The following is a 19,740-nucleotide window of genomic DNA, read 5'->3' as shown; positions in this document are numbered from 1 at the left end:
TTGTTTGCTGAAAAACGGCAGGCCTTAAGAAGCCGTCACCCGGCAGATTTCAGACTGCACACCACGCCGAAATAAACGCTGCAATCCCCTCCACATTATTCAAATCCAGAACCGGTACTTTCAGCGTCAACGCAACGTCACTGGCCACGGCAATCACATGTTCATCCAGCGTTAACTCACTTACGTCATGTCCGGCATCGCTTCTGAATAGCAGGATCTTCGCAACAGCCTCATGCTTAAACCCCTCAACCAGCACCAAATCCAGCGTGGAGTGATCCATCCGGCTGACAAGATAAGCGAGATCCAGCGGTGCTTCATCCGGTGTTTCTGTCATTAACGCCCAGCGCTGGTTACTCGCCACCATCGTTTGTGCAGCGCCAGCCTTACGCAGCTCATAGCTATCTTTCCCCGGTTTATCGACATCCATGTTATGGTGCGTATGCTTAATCAATCCGGGACGAATGCCTTTGGCGCAAAGTGCAGGTATCAGTTTTTTTAGCAGCGAAGTTTTCCCGGTGCCACTCCAGGCTGAGATCGCTAATACGGGTATCATTTTCTCTCCTGCATCATCTGCAAATCTTCCGTCGTGTTTACATTCACAAACGCCGATTTCATGTCGCTGAAATCAACGGAATGCCCTCCGGACTGGCGCATAAATACCATGACGCGTCGCTCTCCTGCGGCCAGGTAATCTTCCAGCGCGGATATTAACGAGCGATTAATCAATGCGATCGTTGGATGGTCGCGTTCACCGTCGTGTACCCAGACGACGGGAGCACCACCGCGCCGCTGCACCAGACGTTCAACCAGACAGGACGGGATGAAGGGCGTATCACATGGACAAAAGAGAAACCACTCTCCGTACGACTGCTGCATAACAGAAAGCATTCCCGCCAGCGGACCGGGGTAGTCCACCAGGTTATCCTGATAAACCGGATACCCGCTGCGCTGATAGATATCAACATGTCGGTTAGCGCTGATCGCCATCGATGACACCTGATCTGCAAGCGTATCAGCAACATGCTGCCATAATGGTGTGTTGTTCAGGAGCTGAAGTCCCTTATCCTTTCCACCCATTCGCGTTGCCCTGCCCCCGGCCAGAACAACCCCGATGATTTCCTGGCATTGATTCACGAATATCGCCTCTTTTATTGTGGGATTGACCCTGCTAACGTGTCTCTCTAAATGAAAGGAGCACTACTATGAAATGTAAACGTCTTAATGAAGTCATTGAGCTTCTCCAGCCGGCCTGGCAAAAAGAGCCAGAGCTGAATCTGATGCAATTTTTACAGAAACTGGCGAAAGAGTCAGGTTTTGATGGCGAACTGGCGGACCTTTCTGACGACATCCTGATCTACCACCTGAAAATGCGTGACTCGGCTAAAGATGCTGTTATTCCTGGCATTCAGAAAGATTATGAAGAGGATTTTAAAACCGCATTACTGCGCGCCCGAGGCGTAATTAAAGAGTAAAAGCTTGTAAGCGGAGCCACCGAAATCGCCACAAGATGATATCCTGAATCATTCGTATAATTTCCGGATGATCGGATGAACGACCAGGCTTTTACTTTCCAGACACTACACCCGGATACCATTATGGATGCGCTGTTCGAGCAGGGTATTCGGGTGGATTCCGGGTTAACCGCTTTAAACAGCTACGAAAACCGTGTCTACCAATTTCAGGACGAAGAGCGCCAGCGCTTTGTCGTAAAGTTTTACCGTCCACAGCGCTGGTCCGCAGAACAAATTCAGGAAGAACATCAGTTTGCCCACGATCTACTGGATGATGATGTTCCCGTTGCGGCACCGATTAAATTCAATAACCAAACGCTGCTGACCCATCAGGGCTTTTACTACGCGGTATTTCCGAGCCTGGGCGGAAGACAGTTTGAGGCAGATAATATCGATCAGCTGGAATGGGTTGCCCGCTATCTGGGGCGCATTCATCAGACGGGACGTAAAAAACCGTTCGTTGCCCGTCCGACGATTGGTGTTAAGGAATATCTTATTGAGCCGCGACAGGTATTCGAAACATCGGCGCTGATCCCGAATGCACTAAAGGATAATTTCCTCACGGCGACCGATAAGCTTATTGATGCTGTAAAAGCCTGCTGGCGGGATGATATTACTACTCTGCGCCTGCACGGTGACTGCCACGCCGGGAATATTCTCTGGCGCGATGGGCCGCTATTTGTCGATCTTGATGACGCACGTATGGGACCCGCGGTGCAGGATCTGTGGATGCAACTCAACGGTGATAAAGCCGAGCAGCGCATGCAGCTTGAGACCATAATTGAAGCTTATGAAGAATTTAGCTCCTTTAATTCAGACGAAATTGCCTTGATAGAGCCTTTACGTGCGATGCGATTTGTTTATTATCTCGCGTGGTTAATCAGGCGTTGGGAAGACCCGGCTTTTCCCCGAAATTTCCCCTGGCTTACCGGGGAGGATTACTGGCGCAACCAGATATCTACATTTACCGAGCAGGTTAAGGTTCTACAGGAACCCCCTTTGCAATTAACGCCGATGTATTAATTGGACACACCCAGGAGAGAGTTGATCATGAAAAAAATTTGGCTGGCGCTGGCTGGTATGATTCTGGCATTTAGCGCAACTGCTGCGCAGTTTACCGACGGCAAGCAGTACATTACGCTAGACAAGCCTGTTGCTGGCGAGCCTCAGGTGCTGGAGTTCTTCTCCTTCTACTGCCCGCACTGCTACGAGTTTGAGCAGGTACTTCATGTTTCTGACAACGTGAAGAAAAAGCTGCCGGAAGGCACCAAAATGACGAAATACCACGTTGAGTTCCTTGGCCCACTGGGCAAAGATCTGACTCAGGCATGGGCGGTCGCGATTGCGCTGGGTGTGGAAGATAAGATCACCGCGCCTATGTTTGAAGCCGTACAGAAAACCCAGACCGTACAAACTACGGCAGATATCCGTAAAGTGTTCGTAGATGCCGGTGTGAAAGGTGAAGACTACGACGCTGCCTGGAACAGTTTTGTGGTGAAATCTCTCGTGGCACAGCAGGAAAAAGCTGCCGCTGACTTCCAGTTGCAGGGCGTGCCGGCGATGTATGTTAACGGCAAATACCAGGTGAATATGCGTGGTATGGACACGACCAGCATGGATATCTTCGTACAACAGTACGCTGATACCGTGAAATACCTGGTTGAGAAAAAGTAACAACCATAAAGAAAAACGCCGGTCACTGACCGGCGTTTTTGTATGAAGATTTAATCTTCGCTATCTGCTCGTCTTTCTCTTTCCAGAGTGTATTAAGCCAAAGCTGGAAACGACGTTTGAAGTTTTTATCGTTGACGTAATCCCCGTGCAGTTCAGTATTGACGGGCACCAGATCAACGCGGACAACGATACGCGTCAGCCTGCCGCTGAGCATGTCGTAGAATGGCGTCCTGTCGTTTTCCGGATAGCAGAGCGTTACGTTCAACAATTTATCGAACTGCTCCCCCAGCACGTTGAGCGCCATTGCGATGCCCGCAGCCTTTGGCGGCAACAGGTTCTGATAAGGAGAGCGAGTTTGTTGGCGCTTCTCTTCGGTAAAGCGCGATCCTTCGACGAAGTTAACAATGGTGGTGGGATGCGCGCGAAACTTCTCGCAAGAACGGCGCGTGGTTTCCACGTCCTTACCGCGGCGTTCCGGATGACGAATCAAATAGCTGCGTGAATAGCGTTTCATAAACGGCATATCCAGCGCCCAGCAGGCCAGACCAATGAAAGGCACCCAGGCCAGCTGCTGTTTCAGAAAGTATTTATTCATCGGAATGTGTTTGCGAAACAGTACGCACAATACAACAATGTCGGCCCAGCTGTGGTGATTGCAGATCAGCAGATACCAGTTCTTTTTGTTCAGCTTCTCCAGACCCTGAACGTCCCACTTCAGCCAGGGGTTCAGATGCAGCAGGATCGCCAGGCCTTCACACCAGCAGTACATCATAAAATTACAAAAAGCAGACACCGCGCGCCATACCGGAGGGACAGGCAACAGGAGCTTAATTATTCCGGCAACGATGATTGGCACAGAACAGACGATAGTAACCAGAATAGTTAAAATGACGCTTAACAATAATGTTATCGCAGCGAGTATTCTCGACATGATGAATTTTTTCAGATAGTTAGCTGTAATTGAGCAGCCGGCTATCCGGTGCTGGGCGCCGATCTTATCAGAAATTCGCTCAGACCAGGGCGCTTTCACACCAGGAGGCCGCGGCTTTTCCTGGCAGGCCGCGAATTTTTCCCTATAGACAAGGTGCTTAAGCCTTATATCCACAAAGACTAAATAACCATCAGTGAGGTGTGATCTTAATTGATCTTGTATTAATTGTTTGATTTAAATAGATAAATAAGTTTTCAATATCACTTTTATCAAGCTGTTATTCACCTGCATTAAAAATATGCACAAACTTATCCACAGTTTTGTTTTGCGAGCGATCTTCCCGATCGCAAAATCTTTTTCTGTATAAAGCGCTAAAACCTGATGTTTTCATCCTTCTGTGGCATCCTTTACCCATAAATTCATAACAGGCACGGACATTATGGTTCAGATCCCAGAAAACCCACTTATACTCGTCGATGGCTCTTCTTACCTGTATCGGGCGTATCATGCGTTTCCTCCTCTGACCAACAGCGCAGGGGAACCTACCGGCGCAATGTACGGCGTGCTGAATATGCTGCGCAGCCTGATTCTGCAATACCATCCAACCCATGCGGCCGTGGTGTTTGATGCGAAGGGTAAAACCTTCCGCGATGAATTATTTGAGCACTACAAATCACACCGTCCCCCTATGCCTGACGATCTGCGTGCGCAGATTGAACCGCTGCACGCTATGGTGAAAGCGATGGGGCTGCCACTGCTGGCGGTCTCTGGCGTTGAAGCTGACGACGTAATTGGTACCCTGGCGCGCGAAGCGGAAAAAGCAGGCCGCCCGGTTCTGATCAGTACCGGTGATAAAGACATGGCGCAGCTGGTAACGCCAGGGATTACGCTGATCAACACCATGACAAACACCATTCTTGGCCCGGAAGAAGTGGTCGCCAAATATGGTGTGCCGCCAGAGCTCATTATTGATTTCCTCGCCCTGATGGGCGATTCCTCGGATAACATTCCTGGCGTGCCGGGCGTGGGTGAAAAAACAGCTCAGGCGCTGCTGCAAGGGCTGGGCGGGCTGGATACGCTGTATGCAGAGTCCGACAAAATTGCCGGTCTTACCTTCCGTGGCGCAAAAACCATGGCCGGAAAGCTCGCCGATAACAAAGAGGTGGCTTATCTCTCCTATCAGTTGGCCACTATCAAAACTGACGTAGAGCTGGAGCTTACCTGCGAGCAGCTGGAAGTGCAGGAACCCGCCGCCGACGAACTGCTTGGTCTGTTCAGAAAATACGAATTTAAACGCTGGACCGCGGATGTTGAAGCCGGGAAATGGCTTCAGGCGAAAGGGGCTAAACCTGCGGCGAAGCCGAAAGAGACCATCGTTGTCGATGCCGAAGAGCAGGCAGAAGAAGAGGCGATAGCGCTCTCCTTCGACAACTATGAAACCATCCTGGAAGAGTCACGGCTCGTCGCCTGGATTGAAAAGCTGAAAAAAGCGCCAGTCTTTGCTTTCGATACCGAAACGGATAGCCTTGATAACATTACGGCTAATATGGTGGGTCTGTCATTCGCGACGGAGCCGGGTGTTGCCGCCTATGTTCCGGTTGCTCACGACTATCTGGATGCGCCGGAGCAAATCTCCCGCGAGCGCGCCTTAGAACTGCTGAAGCCGATTCTGGAAGACGAGAAAGCGCTGAAGGTCGGGCAAAACCTGAAGTATGACCGCGGTATTCTGCAAAACTACGGCATTGAGCTGCGTGGTATCGCTTTTGACACCATGCTTGAATCTTACATTCTGGACAGCGTGGCGGGCCGCCATGATATGGATTCCTTATCCGATCGTTGGCTGAAACACAAAACCATCACCTTTGAAGAAATTGCCGGTAAGGGTAAAAATCAGCTGACCTTTAACCAGATCGCGCTGGAAGAGGCAGGCCGCTACGCCGCGGAAGACGCTGACGTCACGCTACAGCTGCATCTCAAAATGTGGCCGAAATTGCAGAAGCACGAAGGGCCGCTGAATGTGTTCGAGAACATTGAGATGCCGCTGGTGCCTGTGCTGTCCCGCATTGAGCGCAATGGCGTTAAAATCGACCCAACGGTGCTGCATAACCACTCTGGTGAGCTGGCGCAGCGCCTGACCGAGCTTGAACAGAAAGCGCATGAGCTTGCTGGCGAGGCATTTAACCTGTCTTCACCGAAACAGCTGCAAACCATCCTGTTTGAAAAACAGGGTATCAAGCCGCTGAAGAAAACCCCGGGCGGCGCTCCTTCAACGTCTGAAGAGGTGCTGGAAGAGCTGGCGCTGGACTATCCGCTGCCAAAAGTTATTCTGCAATACCGCGGTCTGGCTAAGCTGAAATCGACCTATACCGACAAACTGCCGTTGATGATCAACCCGAAAACGGGCCGCGTGCACACCTCCTATCACCAGGCTGTGGCGGCGACCGGGCGACTTTCGTCAACCGATCCTAACCTTCAGAACATTCCGGTGCGTAATGAAGAGGGCCGCCGTATTCGCCAGGCTTTCATTGCGCCAGAGGATTATCTGATTGTCTCCGCGGACTACTCGCAAATCGAACTGCGTATTATGGCGCACCTGTCACGCGACAAAGGCCTGCTGACGGCCTTTGCCGAAGGGAAGGACATTCACCGGGCAACCGCTGCCGAAGTGTTTGGGCTGCCGCTGGAGAGCGTGACAAATGAGCAGCGTCGTAGCGCAAAAGCGATCAACTTCGGTCTGATTTACGGCATGAGTGCCTTTGGTCTTTCACGCCAGCTCAATATTCCGCGTAAAGAGTCGCAGAAGTATATGGATCTCTACTTCGAGCGGTATCCGGGCGTGCTGGAATATATGGAACGTACCCGCGCGCAGGCGAAAGAGAAAGGCTACGTTGAAACGCTGGATGGCCGTCGTCTCTACCTTCCGGACATCAAATCCAGCAACGCCGCGCGCCGCGCGGGTGCTGAACGTGCTGCGATTAACGCCCCTATGCAGGGCACTGCGGCGGACATCATTAAACGCGCAATGATCGCCGTCGATGCCTGGTTGGAAAAAGAGAAGCCGCGCGTGAAAATGATCATGCAGGTACACGATGAACTGGTCTTTGAAGTTCATAAAGACGATCTGGAGACGGTCTCTCAGAAGATCCATGAACTGATGGAAAACAGCATGAAGCTGGACGTTCCGTTGCTGGTGGAAGTGGGTAGCGGCGAAAACTGGGATCAGGCTCACTAAGGGCTAACGGAATAACGCGCGTTTTATGTAAGTAAGCAACATAAGTACGCGCGTTTTGTGACGATCATTAGAATTCCCTATGTAAAGAATGAAAAAAAACTACAAAAAGTGCTTTGTCCAGCGATAAAAAAAGAGTAGAGTTAACGACGTAGGGTACAGAGGTAAGATGTTCTATCTTTCAGACCTTTTACTTCACGTAATCGGATTTGGCTGAATATTTTAGCCGCCCCAGTCAGTAATGACTGGGGCGTTTTTTATTGCGGCAAAGAAAGTTTCAGGCGAAAAAAGCGCGGTCATCGCCGCGCCTGTTATTACTCTGCTTCCGCTTCTGTCGCCGGTTCCAGATCGTTAAACCAGCTGTCGAGCTTCTGACGCAGTTTATCCACGCCCTGCTTTTTCAGCGAGGAGAACGGTTCAACCTGTACATCACCGTTGAATGCCAGCACCGCTTCACGAACCTTATTCACCTGTGCCTTGCGCGCGCCGCTCGCCAGCTTATCCGCTTTTGTCAGCAGTACCAGCACCGCAATATCGCTTGCCACCGCCCAGTCAATCATCTGCTGGTCGAGATCTTTCAGCGGATGACGAATATCCATCAGCACCACCAGGCCTTTCAGACACATGCGTTTTTCCAGGTATTCACCCAGCGCACGCTGCCATTTGATCTTCATCTCTTCCGGTACCTGCGCGTAACCGTAGCCCGGTAAATCGACCAGGCGTTTGCCTTCAGCCACTTCAAACAGGTTAATCAGTTGTGTACGGCCAGGTGTTTTTGAGGTACGCGCCAGGTTTTTCTGATTGGTCAGCGTATTCAGGGCACTGGATTTTCCCGCATTGGAGCGGCCAGCAAATGCCACTTCAATCCCTGTGTCTGAGGGCAGGTGGCGAATATCGGGCGCACTAGTGACAAAATGCGTCTGTTGGTAGTTCCAGGTAGTCACGTGGTCGTCTCCAAAAATCGTAATCTGCGGGGATTATACCTGAATGCGGGCAAAAGGCTTTTCCCTTCGTCATTGACATGTAAGTGAAAGCCCTGCGAAATGTAAGAGATTTGCCCTTAAGCGTATGAGAAATTTAAGAGAAATCGCAGGGGCTAAAAAACTCAAGATATTAAAATTCAAAGAGTTATTAATGAGTAATTATCTGAAAATCCGGTTTTGTACCTTTTCGTTGCTTGTTAGTTTAAAGGAACAAGGTAAAGTGTGTGCTACGGCGAGGATGCCAACAGGATAACGACTTAAGGATAAGGGTCAGGAGCGCCAGGAGGCGAAGACTCAGGATTGTCAGGACGACCGGCGCCTGGAGGCGTTTTTAACAGGAAACGGAACCGTATCACGGACGGTAGTAGCCAAGGGATAAACAGGGTTTGTTGCAGGCAAACAGGGAATGTCTGACCCGTTAAGGGTTGTGAGTCAGGAAAAAAGGCGACAGATTGCTCTGTCGCCTTTTTTCTTTGCTTGCTTTCTGCTAGATTTCGCCGCAATTCTATACTGAAGAAAACGACTTAAAGATAAAACATCATGAAAAAACCGACCTCCGCTGCGGGCGCGAAACGCCCTGCAAAAGCACGCCGCAAAACGCGCGAAGAACTGAATCAGGAAGCGCGCGATCGCAAACGCGATAAAAAACATCGTGGCCATGCTGCGGGTAGCCGTGCTAACGGTGGCGGTGCCGCAGGCGCTTCTGCAAAAAGCAAGCAGCAGAAAGATCCTCGTATCGGCAGTAAAACTCCCATTCCACTGGGCGTGACAGACACCCCGGTCACTAAGCAGCACAAACCAAAGAGCGAGAAACCTATGCTTTCACCGCAGGCTGAGCTGGATTTGCTGGAGAACGATGAGCGCCTGGACGCGCTGCTGGAACGTCTTGAAGAGGGTGAAACCTTGACCGCCGAAGAGCAGTCATGGGTGGATGCCAAACTGGATCGCATCGACGAGCTGATGCAGAAGCTGGGTCTGTCTTACGATGACGAAGACGACGAAGAGGAAGACGAAAAGCAGGAAGATATGATGCGTCTTCTGAAGGGTGGAAACTAACATTTGCACCCGGCAGGTACACTCGTCCTGCTTATAACCCTTCCGGTTATATGTTATCTGGTGTGGTTATTCGTTAAACTACGGCGGTTGTCGCGGCGACAGAAGTGGCTGCGCACCCGAATGATGGCCCGCAACGGGACCAGAACGGGCCGCCGTATACGAACGCGACACCAACGGAAGGAGTGAGCATGTCTGTACCATCTATCGACTGGGATTTGGCCCTGATCCAGAAATATAACTATTCTGGGCCGCGTTATACCTCATACCCCACCGCGCTGGAGTTTTCTGACGCTTTCGGCGAGGCGGATTTTCAGCATGCTGTGGCGCGCTATCCCGAGCGCCCGCTGTCGCTCTACGTCCATATTCCATTCTGCCATAAGCTCTGCTACTTCTGCGGCTGCAATAAAATCGTTACCCGCCAGCAGCACAAAGCCGATCAATACCTCGATGCGCTCGAACAGGAAATTCTGCACCGCGCACCGCTGTTTAAAGGGCGTCACGTTAGCCAGCTTCACTGGGGCGGTGGTACGCCAACCTATCTGAATAAAGCGCAGATCAGCCGCCTGATGGCGCTGCTGCGCGACAATTTCAGTTTTAACGACGACGCCGAAATTTCGATCGAGGTCGATCCACGTGAAATCGAGCTGGATGTGCTGGATCATTTACGCGCTGAAGGCTTCAACCGCCTGAGTATGGGCGTACAGGACTTCAATAAAGAAGTACAGCGCCTGGTAAACCGCGAGCAGGACGAAGCGTTTATCTTTGCCTTACTCAACCATGCGCGTGAAATCGGCTTTACCTCAACGAATATAGACCTGATTTACGGCCTGCCGAAGCAGACGCCGGAGAGCTTCGCCTACACGCTTAAACGCGTGGCTGAGCTTAACCCGGACCGTCTGAGCGTCTTTAATTACGCGCACCTGCCGACGCTGTTCGCCGCTCAGCGCAAAATCAAAGATGCGGATCTGCCTTCCGCCCAGCAGAAGCTGGACATTTTGCAGGAGACCATCGCCTCGCTGACCGAAACCGGCTATCAGTTTATCGGGATGGATCACTTTGCCCGCCCTGACGACGAACTGGCAATTGCCCAGCGCGAAGGTGTTCTCCACCGTAACTTCCAGGGTTACACCACCCAGGGCGATACCGATCTGCTCGGAATGGGCGTCTCCGCCATCAGCATGATTGGCGACTGCTACGCTCAGAACCAGAAAGAGCTGAAGCTGTACTACCAGCAGGTTGATGAAACGGGTAACGCATTGTGGCGCGGCATTGCGTTAACGCGTGACGACTGCATCCGTCGTGATGTGATTAAGGCGCTTATCTGCAACTTCCGTCTCGAATTCCGCGAGGTGGAGTCGCAATGGGATCTGCAATTCAGCGATTACTTTGCCGAAGACCTGAAACTCCTTGCGCCGCTGGCGAAGGACGGGCTGGTGGATGTGTCGGAAAGCGCGGTGGTCGTCACGCCGAAAGGACGTCTGTTGATTCGTAATATCTGCATGTGCTTCGATGCCTATCTGCGTCAGAAGGCGCGTTTACAGCAGTTCTCGCGGGTGATTTAAGTTGAAAAGCCGGGTAAGCGAAGCGCCACCCGGCTTTTCATCAACAGCTCGTTAGCTAAACAGCCCAACCAGCGCCGCACACAGCACCGCCGCAACGGCAGTTTGTGGCGTGTGGCTTTCTGCTGCTCCGCTCGAAAGCAAAGTCACTAATGATTCCAGCATGATGCTCCCCCCTGTTTCCGGGCACGATCATACAAAACTCATCGGAACAGTAAAGCGCAAAATAACGGCACTTTGCGCTCAATTAGTAACCTTTACACAGCGGAGTAAGATCACTCCATTCCCAGCTCTTTCAGCTTGCGCGTCAGGGTGTTTCGACCCCATCCCAACAGGCGAGCCGCTTCCTGTTTGTGGCCCTGGGTATGACGAAGCGCGGTAGTTAACAGCGTGCGCTCCATCTCCGGCTGCGCTTCGGAGAGCAGATTTTGATGACCGGAACGCAGCGCGCGATCTGCCCACTGCGCCAGCAGCGTCGCCCAGCTGTCCGGCAGCGCATGTCCGGCGGTGCTTTCGGGCACGGTGGCTTCAAACAGCTCGGCGGGGAGATCCTGAATCAACACTTCCTGTCCGGCGGCCATCACGGTCAGCCAGCGACAGGTGTTTTCCAGCTGACGCACGTTGCCAGGCCACGCCAGACGGGTGAGGGCGGCATCCGTTTCCGGATGAAGCTGCTTGGCTTCCACGCCCAGCTCGCGGGCCGCCACTTGCAGGAAATGGCGCGCCAGACGCGGGATATCTTCCCGACGCTCGCGCAGCGGCGGCAGGTGGACACGGATCACGTTCAGACGATGGAATAAATCCTCACGGAATTTCCCCTCCTGCACGCGCAGCTCCAGGTTCTGGTGCGTCGCGGCAATAATACGCACGTCCACCTTCACCGGCGCATACCCGCCCACGCGGTAAAACTGGCCATCTGCCAGCACGCGCAGCAGTCGGGTCTGAACATCCAGCGGCATATCGCCGATTTCATCCAGGAAAAGCGTGCCGCCGTCAGCCTGTTCAAAGCGTCCCTGACGAATGGTATTGGCTCCGGTAAACGCCCCTTTTTCGTGGCCGAACAGCTCAGATTCAATTAAATCCTTAGGGATCGCTGCCATGTTCAGGGCGATAAAGGGGGCTTTCGCCCGCGGGCTGTGGCGATGCAGGGCGTGTGCAACCAGCTCTTTACCGGTCCCTGATTCACCGTTAATCAAGACGCTGATAGACGAGCGCGACAGACGCCCGATGATGCGAAACACGTCCTGCATGGCCGGCGCTTCACCGATGATGTCTGTCGTAGGCCCGAAATCCGGCGCGTGGCGGGGCTGCTGTTGCTCCTGATAGTGGCTGATGGCGCGTTCGACCAGGGCAACGGCTTCGTCGATATCAAACGGTTTTGGCAGATAATCAAACGCTCCCTGCTGGTAGGCGCTAACGGCGGCATCCAGGTCGGAGTGGGCGGTCATTATGATGACCGGAAGCATGGGGTGGCGCTGTTTGATCTGCTTTAAGAGCGCCAGTCCGTCCATGCCCGGCATGCGAATATCCGAGAGCAGAACGTCCGGCGTTTTGGTGGTGAGTGCGTCGAGCACCTCGCTGCCGCTCTCAAACGTCGTGCAGCTTAATCCCGCTCCTGTGAGCGCGCGTTCAAGCACCCAACGGATGGAGCTATCGTCATCGACTACCCAGACTATCCCTCGTTGCATAAACGTCACCTTTATTTTTTAATCGGCAGGAAAACCGAAAACTCGGTATGTCCCGGCCAACTGGTAAATTCAATTTTGCCGGAGTGTTGGTCAATCAAATTACGGGCTATGGATAACCCCAGCCCGGTGCCGCCTTCGCGACCGCTGACCATCGGGTAGAACAGAGTGTCCTGGAGATGCGGCGGGATCCCCGGCCCGTTATCTTCCACATCAATACGTGCCGCCAGACGATAACGCACGCCGTGCAGCGTCAGCTGGAACGCGGTGCGGGTACGCAGAATAATTTCGCCACCCTCCGGGCCCAGCGCCTGCAACGCGTTACGCACAATGTTCAACAGCACCTGTTCAATCTGGTCCGGATCGTGCGCCAGCTCCGGCAGGCTTGGGTCGTAATCACGCACCAGCGTGACGTTATCCGGCAGCTCCATAGAGACGAGTTTCACCACCCGCTCCGCGACCTTGTGAATGCTTTCTGAAACATGCATCCCCGGCTGCTGTGGCCCGAGCAGGCGATCGACCAGATTACGCAGACGGTCCGCCTGCTCGATAATGACGTTGGTATACTCCGCCAGGGCAGGGTCAGGCAGCGCTTTGGTCAAAAGCTGTGCCGCACCGCGTAAGCCGCCCAGCGGGTTTTTGATCTCATGGGCCAGCCCGCGCACCAGGTCGCGCGCCGCAATCTGCTGCGCATGCTGAAGCTGCTCCTGGCTGAGACGACGCTGGTTATCCATCGGCGCCATTTCCAGCAGAATCATGCCATCTGGCAGGCGCTGTGCGGTGAGGGACAAAATATGCGAGCGTCCGTCAATCACCAGCGTCACTTCGTTATCGGTGAAGCCCTGACCCGCCTGCAAACTCTCCTGCATCAGACCAATATTCAGCGAGAAATAGCTCAGCAGTTCCGGCAGCGGCGTGCCAAACAGTTTTCTGGCGCTTTGGGCGAGCAGCTGTTGCGCCGCCGGGTTGGCGTAATGCACCGCCAGCTCGTCGTCGACCAGCAAAATACTGTTAATCAAAGAATTGAGGATCTGCCCAGCATCGGGCAGCGTGCCAGTTGCCATTCAGCAGTCTCCTGGAGTCGTTGCACTATTTTAGTGCAGTATAGCGTTTTAGAGGTAAAAAGCGCGTGAGATCAGGTTGTTGGTGGAGAAAAAAGCCCATCCGAAGATGGGCTAAAGTTTCCACGGCAACTACTCCCGACGCGTATGCGCCGGGTAAAACAAAACAATTAAACGCTGTAGTACAGTTCAAACTCAACCGGGTGCGGCGTCATGCGAACGCGGTCGTTTTCTTCGGTACGCAGCGCGATGTAAGCGTCGATAGCTTCATCGGTGAACACACCGCCAGCGGTCAGGAACTCGCGGTCTGCGTCCAGCGCTTGCAGGGCTTCTTCCAGAGAGCCGGCAACCTGTGGGATCTCTTTCGCTTCTTCTGGCGGCAGGTCGTACAGGTTTTTGTCCATGGCTTCGCCCGGGTGGATCTTGTTCTTGATACCGTCCAGACCGGCCATCAGCAGTGCTGCGAAGCACAGGTATGGGTTAGCCGCCGGGTCCGGGAAGCGCACTTCGATACGACGCGCTTTCGGAGACGCAACCACCGGGATACGGATAGAAGCAGAACGGTTACGGGCAGAGTACGCCAGCATCACGGGTGCTTCGTAGCCTGGAACCAGACGCTTGTAGGAGTTCGTGGTCGGATTCGCCAGGGCGTTGATCGCTTTAGCGTGTTTGATAACACCGCCGATGTAGTGCAGCGCCTGCTCAGACAGACCCGCATACTTGTCACCAGAGAACAGGTTGGTGCCGTTCTTGGACAGGGACATGTGGCAGTGCATGCCGGAACCGTTGTCGCCAAACATTGGTTTTGGCATGAAGGTCGCGGTTTTACCGAAACGGTGCGCAACGTTGTGTACAACGTATTTGTAGATCTGAATCTCATCCGCTTTTTTGGTCATGGTGTTGAAGCGGGTAGCGATCTCGTTCTGGCCAGCCGTTGCCACTTCGTGGTGGTGCGCTTCAACAACCAGGCCCATCTCTTCCATGATCAGACACATGGTAGAACGGATGTCCTGTGAAGAATCGACCGGAGGAACCGGGAAGTAACCGCCTTTCACGCCCGGACGGTGACCTTTGTTACCACCTTCGTACTTGGTGGAAGAGTTCCATGCGCCTTCGATGTCATCGATAGCGACGTGGGAGCCAGAAATGGAAGCACCAAAACGGATGTCGTCGAACAGGAAGAACTCTGGCTCTGGCCCGAACAGAACGGTGTCTGCGATGCCGGTAGAGCGCAGGTACTCTTCAGCGCGTTTTGCGATGGAGCGTGGGTCACGGTCATAGCCTTGCAGCGTGCCAGGTTCCAGAATATCGCAGCGGATGATCAGCGTAGGTTCTTCGTAGAACGGGTCAATGAGCGCAGTGGTTGCATCTGGCATCAGAACCATGTCGGATTCGTTAATGCCTTTCCAGCCGCCAATGGAGGAGCCGTCAAACATTTTGCCTTCTTCAAAGAATTCGGCGTTCACCTGATGAGCAGGGATCGTGACGTGCTGTTCTTTACCTTTGGTATCGGTGAAGCGCAGATCAACAAACTTCACTTCATGTTCGTTCAGCATCGTCAAAACGTGTTCAGCGGACATACTTAACTCTCCAGATTGGTCATTGTCGTCGTGGTAACGAGGTCTTCAAATCGGCTGGGCTGCCATATTTTTACTGTATTTCTGTAAAGCGAAATCTGTGCCAACTTTTAAAACACCCCAAAAAGGCGTTATCATGCGCACCATAGTGCAGAAGGGCTGCACCACATTGGATTTGTTGCACCATTATAGTGCTTCTGTGTGAACATCGAGCACCATATTGGTGCAATTTACGTTAAAGTGCCCTTTTACCGCTCCGTGAAAGCGATCACAAAGCATCTCTGCAATACTTGTTTGCGGGGGATGTTTGTGATCCTGTTTTGTAGTGCGATTAATCCGTGTACAATAACGCGCTATTTCTAAATGCCTGAGGCAAAGTTGTGATCGAAAAATTGCGTAATATCGCCATCATCGCGCACGTCGACCATGGTAAAACTACCCTGGTTGATAAGCTGCTACAGCAGTCCGGTACGTTTGATGCTCGTGCCGAAACTCAAGAGCGTGTGATGGACTCCAACGATTTGGAGAAAGAGCGTGGGATTACCATCCTCGCCAAAAACACCGCTATCAAATGGAATGACTACCGTATCAACATCGTTGATACCCCAGGGCACGCCGACTTCGGTGGTGAAGTTGAGCGCGTGATGTCCATGGTGGATTCCGTGCTGCTGGTGGTTGACGCATTTGATGGCCCTATGCCGCAAACGCGCTTCGTGACCAAAAAAGCATTTGCCCACGGCCTGAAACCTATCGTTGTGATCAACAAGGTTGACCGTCCTGGCGCGCGTCCTGACTGGGTTGTTGACCAGGTCTTCGACCTGTTCGTTAACCTCGACGCGACCGATGAACAGCTGGACTTCCCTATCGTTTATGCGTCTGCGCTGAACGGTATCGCCGGTCTGGATCACGAAGACATGGCGGAAGACATGACTCCGCTGTACCAGACGATTGTTGACCGCGTTCCTGCGCCAAACGTTGACCTGGAAGGCACCCTGCAAATGCAGATCTCTCAGCTCGACTACAACAACTATGTTGGCGTAATCGGCATTGGTCGTATCAAGCGCGGTAAAGTGAAGCCTAATCAGCAGGTCACTATCATCGATAGCGAAGGCAAAACCCGTAACGGTAAAGTCGGTAAAGTGCTGACTCACCTGGGTCTTGAGCGTATCGAGAGCGACATCGCTGAAGCGGGCGACATCATCGCTATCACCGGTCTGGGTGAACTGAACATCTCCGACACCATCTGCGATCCGCAGAACGTCGAAGCGCTGCCAGCCCTGTCCGTTGATGAACCAACCGTATCCATGTTCTTCAACGTCAACACCTCTCCGTTCTGTGGTAAAGAAGGTAAGTTCGTTACCTCTCGTCAGATCCTTGACCGCCTGAACAAAGAGCTGGTGCACAACGTTGCGCTGCGCGTTGAAGAAACCGAAGACGCTGATGCATTCCGCGTTTCGGGTCGTGGTGAGCTGCACCTGTCTGTTCTGATTGAGAACATGCGTCGTGAAGGTTTCGAGATGGCGGTTTCCCGTCCGAAAGTTATCTTCCGCGAAATCGATGGCCGTAAACAAGAGCCGTTCGAAAACGTAACGCTGGACGTTGAAGAGCAGCACCAGGGTTCTGTGATGCAGGCACTGGGTGAGCGTAAAGGCGACCTGAAAAACATGAATCCAGATGGCAAAGGCCGCGTACGTCTCGACTACGTGATCCCAAGCCGTGGCCTGATCGGCTTCCGTTCTGAGTTCATGACCATGACTTCCGGTACCGGTCTGCTGTACTCCACCTTCAGCCACTACGACGACGTTCGTCCGGGCGAAGTGGGCCAGCGTAACAACGGCGTGCTGATCTCCAACGGTCAGGGTAAAGCGGTTGCGTTTGCGCTGTTCGGTTTGCAGGATCGCGGTAAGCTGTTCCTGGGTCACGGTGCTGAAGTTTACGAAGGCCAGATCATCGGTATTCACAGCCGTTCTAACGACCTGACGGTAAACTGCCTGACCGGTAAGAAACTGACCAACATGCGTGCGTCCGGTACTGACGAAGCAACGGTTCTGGTTCCACCGATCAAGATGACCCTGGAGCAGGCGCTGGAATTCATCGATGATGACGAACTGGTCGAAGTGACGCCTCAGTCAATTCGTATCCGTAAACGTCACCTGACTGAGAACGATCGTAAACGTGCAATGCGCGGTGCGAAAGAAGACTAATTCGGTTATGCCGTAGGCCGGGTAAGCGCATGCGCCACCCGGCAACGAAAAAGCCGCTGAGCGATCAGCGGCTTTTTTATTAGAACGAATACCGTAACCCTAAACGGATCCGGTACTGCTCCCGGTTGTAATCATTCCATCGGTCCAGCCACTGTAGCTCAAGATACGGCAGCCAGTTTCTGTCGATTTTATAGCTGAACTTGTTAGTAATTTCCCAGTGATGATCTTTGCCATTTTTGCTGTGGTAATCATTCACCCGCTGGAAAAAGTGCGGCTCAAAGGTGTAGAAAAACGCATCCGTCACTTTGAAATTCCAGTAGTTGGCGAATTCATGCGTGTCGTTCTTATCCATCTGCCCGTTATAGTCCGGCGTATCGTAATTGTTATGGTTATAGCGATAGCGGAACGTCAGATTAAACCAGTCCGTAAATTTGTAATTGGTATCTAAATAAACCGCGCCACCTGATCCTGCGCTGCTGTCATTAATTAAGCCGCCGGGCTGGAAGGTCAGTTTGTCGGTCGGTTTGAAGAGCGGATACCACCCCTCGATTTCGTTATAGCTGTGTTTCAGTTCGTCCCATTTCCCCACGTTATAAGCGTTGGTGAACATCAGCCCCGCGCCCATATCGAAGTTATAGCCCGCACGCAGGATCACTTCGTGCAGCTCTGAGGCGGTGTTGTAGGCTTCGCGCGTTTCGACGTAGGCCCCGGCAAATACCGGGCAGGACACAGACGACACGATCAGTACGGTGATGATTCTTTTCATAATTTGTCCATGTATCAGGTACAGAAAGGCCTCCCTCCTGATAAACAGGAAGGACATAGTGGCCGGATTTATTGTTATAAAGTGACTGCTGACGCTTTATTGTTGGTGGTTATCTCAGGGGTATTTGCTGTCTGTTTCTTCCGTTTTCCAATCTCCTCGATAATAAAGGCGAAGCGCGCTTCGTTGAGTTTATAAAATAGCCCCATGGTCACGGCGGCGACGATTGCCAGGCCGCACGGCCAGAGGAAAATAAGCTGACGCAACCCAAGCAGCGTGCCCGCGCTCTGCACGGCGTGAGGAACGTAGCCAATCTGGGTCAGCATGATGCCGGGCAGGAAACCGGCGAGCGCGGCGGAGATTTTGCGCGAGAAGGTATAGCCGGTATACACCGACCCTTCGGCGCGAATGCCGGTTTTCCACTCGCCGTAATCAACGGTATCCGGCACCAGCGCCCAGTTCAGGCTATTAACAAACGCCGTGCCGAAGAAGGCCATGCAGGAAAACAGCACGAACAGCAGGGAGCTGGTCCCCCAGAAAAAATTCAGCACGTCGCCCACCGCCCACAGCGTCAGCCCGCCCAGATAGACCGGCTTCTTGCCAAAGCGCTTCACCGCGCCGGGCACCAGAAACACGCCAATCAGAATGCAGCCCATGCTGAAAAAGCCCATCCACGACAGGAGATGCAGATCGTTCAGCACGTACTGGGTGTAATAGACCTGAATCGCCAGCTTGATGTTAAACGCGGCGAGGGTACAGAGGTTGGCGATGCACAGCACCAGCAGCGGCGGATTGCGGAAAATCGCGCAGAATGATTTCAGAATGCCGGGCTTATGGTGATCGGGCGTAAGCTCGACGTAGCGTTCTTTCACCCCGCTGTAGCACCACCACATGCAGAACAGTCCCCCGGTGACGAACACCAGCGCGGCCACCAGATAGCCGAGTGAGGGCTGGCTGATGAACAGCGCCTGAATCGGCATAAAGCCGACGGTGCAGAGCAACAGTCCTACCGTTGCGCCGCCTTGACGCCACGCCGCAAGCTGCGCGCGCTCGTTCGGGTTTTTGGTGATGGCCGGAACCATTGCACCGTAGGCGCAGTTCATCAGGCTGTAGCAGAGGCCAAACATCATGAAGAGCACGGTGGCGAGGGCCGTTTTCACCGTCAGGCTAAAGTCGTTGGCCATAAACTGCGCCGTCGCGACCAGCGCCACCGGAACGGAGGCGTAAAGTATGAATGGCCTGAACTTCCCCCTCGGGCCAATGTTACGCCGGGAATCCAGCAGCACCCCGGTCAGCATGTCGGTGAACGCGGTAAAGAACTTGGCGACCAGAAAAATGATGCCGCCGTAGAACGCGGGCATGCCCAGCTCGTCCGTGTAAAACTTAAGCAGATACAGCGTGCCAATACACAGCATCAGGTTCGAGCCAAAATCACCCATCCCGTAGGCGCACTTCTCTCGCAGGCTCAATTTCAGGGTTAACGGATCAGTATTATGTGTCATGGTCG

At 53.0% G+C, this 19,740-nt stretch carries 17 protein-coding genes; 7 read left to right on the top strand and 10 right to left on the bottom strand.

Going from position 1 to position 19,740, the window contains the following annotated elements; translation table 11 throughout:
- Positions 1 to 49: 49 nt before the first annotated feature.
- Entirely contained in the window at positions 50 to 553 is a 504-nt protein-coding gene (gene mobB / locus RY075_RS23015) for a molybdopterin-guanine dinucleotide biosynthesis protein MobB (protein WP_003861899.1), read from the bottom strand.
- The gene (mobA, locus tag RY075_RS23010; RefSeq protein WP_045895052.1) at positions 550 to 1,134 is read right to left on the bottom strand and encodes a molybdenum cofactor guanylyltransferase MobA; all 585 of its coding nucleotides are present in this window, start codon (positions 1,132 to 1,134) and stop codon (positions 550 to 552) included. Before mobA ends, mobB begins: the two co-directional genes overlap by 4 nt.
- Before the next feature lie 68 nt (positions 1,135 to 1,202).
- Between mobA and RY075_RS23005 the strand changes: the two genes are divergently transcribed.
- The 3 genes from RY075_RS23005 (at position 1,203) to dsbA (ending at position 3,185) form a co-directional block, all read left to right on the top strand.
- A complete protein-coding gene (locus tag RY075_RS23005) occupies positions 1,203 to 1,472 on the top strand; it encodes a YihD family protein (protein ID WP_003861904.1) in 270 nt (89 codons plus the stop codon).
- A gap of 75 nt (positions 1,473 to 1,547) precedes the next feature.
- A complete protein-coding gene (locus RY075_RS23000; RefSeq protein ID WP_302378301.1) occupies positions 1,548 to 2,534 on the top strand; it encodes a serine/threonine protein kinase in 987 nt (328 codons plus the stop codon).
- 27 nt (positions 2,535 to 2,561) lie between these two features.
- Positions 2,562 to 3,185 (top strand): thiol:disulfide interchange protein DsbA, encoded by a 624-nt coding sequence (gene dsbA, locus RY075_RS22995; RefSeq protein ID WP_003861908.1) that lies wholly within the window; start codon positions 2,562 to 2,564, stop codon positions 3,183 to 3,185.
- Between the two features lie 22 nt (positions 3,186 to 3,207).
- Here dsbA and RY075_RS22990 read toward each other — a convergent pair whose 3' ends face one another.
- Positions 3,208 to 4,116 (bottom strand): acyltransferase, encoded by a 909-nt coding sequence (locus RY075_RS22990; protein ID WP_232967682.1) that lies wholly within the window; start codon positions 4,114 to 4,116, stop codon positions 3,208 to 3,210.
- A gap of 439 nt (positions 4,117 to 4,555) precedes the next feature.
- Here RY075_RS22990 and polA point away from each other — a divergent pair, with 439 nt between their 5' ends.
- Positions 4,556 to 7,348 carry a DNA polymerase I gene (polA, locus tag RY075_RS22985; protein WP_032608128.1) on the top strand — a complete coding sequence of 931 codons (2,793 nt, stop codon included), beginning with the start codon at positions 4,556 to 4,558 and terminating at the stop codon, positions 7,346 to 7,348.
- A 311-nt stretch (positions 7,349 to 7,659) separates the two neighbouring features.
- Here the strand turns inward: polA and yihA are convergent, their stop codons facing one another.
- The gene (yihA, locus tag RY075_RS22980; RefSeq protein WP_003861913.1) at positions 7,660 to 8,289 is read right to left on the bottom strand and encodes a ribosome biogenesis GTP-binding protein YihA/YsxC; all 630 of its coding nucleotides are present in this window, start codon (positions 8,287 to 8,289) and stop codon (positions 7,660 to 7,662) included.
- Positions 8,290 to 8,868: 579 nt separating this feature from the next.
- Between yihA and yihI the strand changes: the two genes are divergently transcribed.
- Both yihI and hemN read left to right on the top strand, forming a co-directional pair.
- A complete protein-coding gene (gene yihI, locus RY075_RS22975) occupies positions 8,869 to 9,384 on the top strand; it encodes a Der GTPase-activating protein YihI (protein WP_008501860.1) in 516 nt (171 codons plus the stop codon).
- Between the two features lie 188 nt (positions 9,385 to 9,572).
- A complete protein-coding gene (gene hemN, locus RY075_RS22970) occupies positions 9,573 to 10,946 on the top strand; it encodes an oxygen-independent coproporphyrinogen III oxidase (RefSeq protein ID WP_022652087.1) in 1,374 nt (457 codons plus the stop codon).
- A 51-nt stretch (positions 10,947 to 10,997) separates the two neighbouring features.
- Here the strand turns inward: hemN and RY075_RS22965 are convergent, their stop codons facing one another.
- From RY075_RS22965 to glnA, 4 genes are all read right to left on the bottom strand, one after another.
- Positions 10,998 to 11,108: a YshB family small membrane protein gene (locus RY075_RS22965; RefSeq protein WP_017382667.1), complete on the bottom strand. Its 111-nt coding sequence runs from the start codon at positions 11,106 to 11,108 to the stop codon at positions 10,998 to 11,000.
- Between the two features lie 110 nt (positions 11,109 to 11,218).
- The gene (gene glnG, locus RY075_RS22960; protein WP_003861919.1) at positions 11,219 to 12,631 is read right to left on the bottom strand and encodes a nitrogen regulation protein NR(I); all 1,413 of its coding nucleotides are present in this window, start codon (positions 12,629 to 12,631) and stop codon (positions 11,219 to 11,221) included.
- 11 nt (positions 12,632 to 12,642) lie between these two features.
- Complete coding sequence (gene glnL / locus RY075_RS22955) at positions 12,643 to 13,692, bottom strand: nitrogen regulation protein NR(II) (RefSeq protein ID WP_003861923.1); 1,050 nt, start codon at positions 13,690 to 13,692, stop codon at positions 12,643 to 12,645.
- A gap of 167 nt (positions 13,693 to 13,859) precedes the next feature.
- The gene (gene glnA, locus RY075_RS22950) at positions 13,860 to 15,269 is read right to left on the bottom strand and encodes a glutamate--ammonia ligase (protein WP_003861925.1); all 1,410 of its coding nucleotides are present in this window, start codon (positions 15,267 to 15,269) and stop codon (positions 13,860 to 13,862) included.
- A 377-nt stretch (positions 15,270 to 15,646) separates the two neighbouring features.
- On the opposite strand from glnA, the gene typA reads away from it, so the two are divergent.
- The gene (gene typA, locus RY075_RS22945) at positions 15,647 to 17,470 is read left to right on the top strand and encodes a ribosome-dependent GTPase TypA (protein ID WP_003861927.1); all 1,824 of its coding nucleotides are present in this window, start codon (positions 15,647 to 15,649) and stop codon (positions 17,468 to 17,470) included.
- Positions 17,471 to 17,549: 79 nt separating this feature from the next.
- On the opposite strand, the gene ompL is transcribed toward typA, so the two are convergent.
- Both ompL and RY075_RS22935 read right to left on the bottom strand, forming a co-directional pair.
- Entirely contained in the window at positions 17,550 to 18,236 is a 687-nt protein-coding gene (gene ompL, locus RY075_RS22940) for a porin OmpL (protein ID WP_003861929.1), read from the bottom strand.
- Positions 18,237 to 18,310: 74 nt separating this feature from the next.
- A complete protein-coding gene (locus RY075_RS22935; protein WP_023315060.1) occupies positions 18,311 to 19,735 on the bottom strand; it encodes an MFS transporter in 1,425 nt (474 codons plus the stop codon).
- Between the last annotated feature and the right edge of the window lie 5 nt (positions 19,736 to 19,740).

The organism is Enterobacter sp. JJBC (assembly GCF_036936505.1).
GTDB classification, from domain to species: domain Bacteria; phylum Pseudomonadota; class Gammaproteobacteria; order Enterobacterales; family Enterobacteriaceae; genus Enterobacter; species Enterobacter hormaechei_C.
The sequence above is the reverse complement of the archived record's forward strand: the minus strand, read 5'-3'. Positions and strand labels throughout refer to the sequence as shown.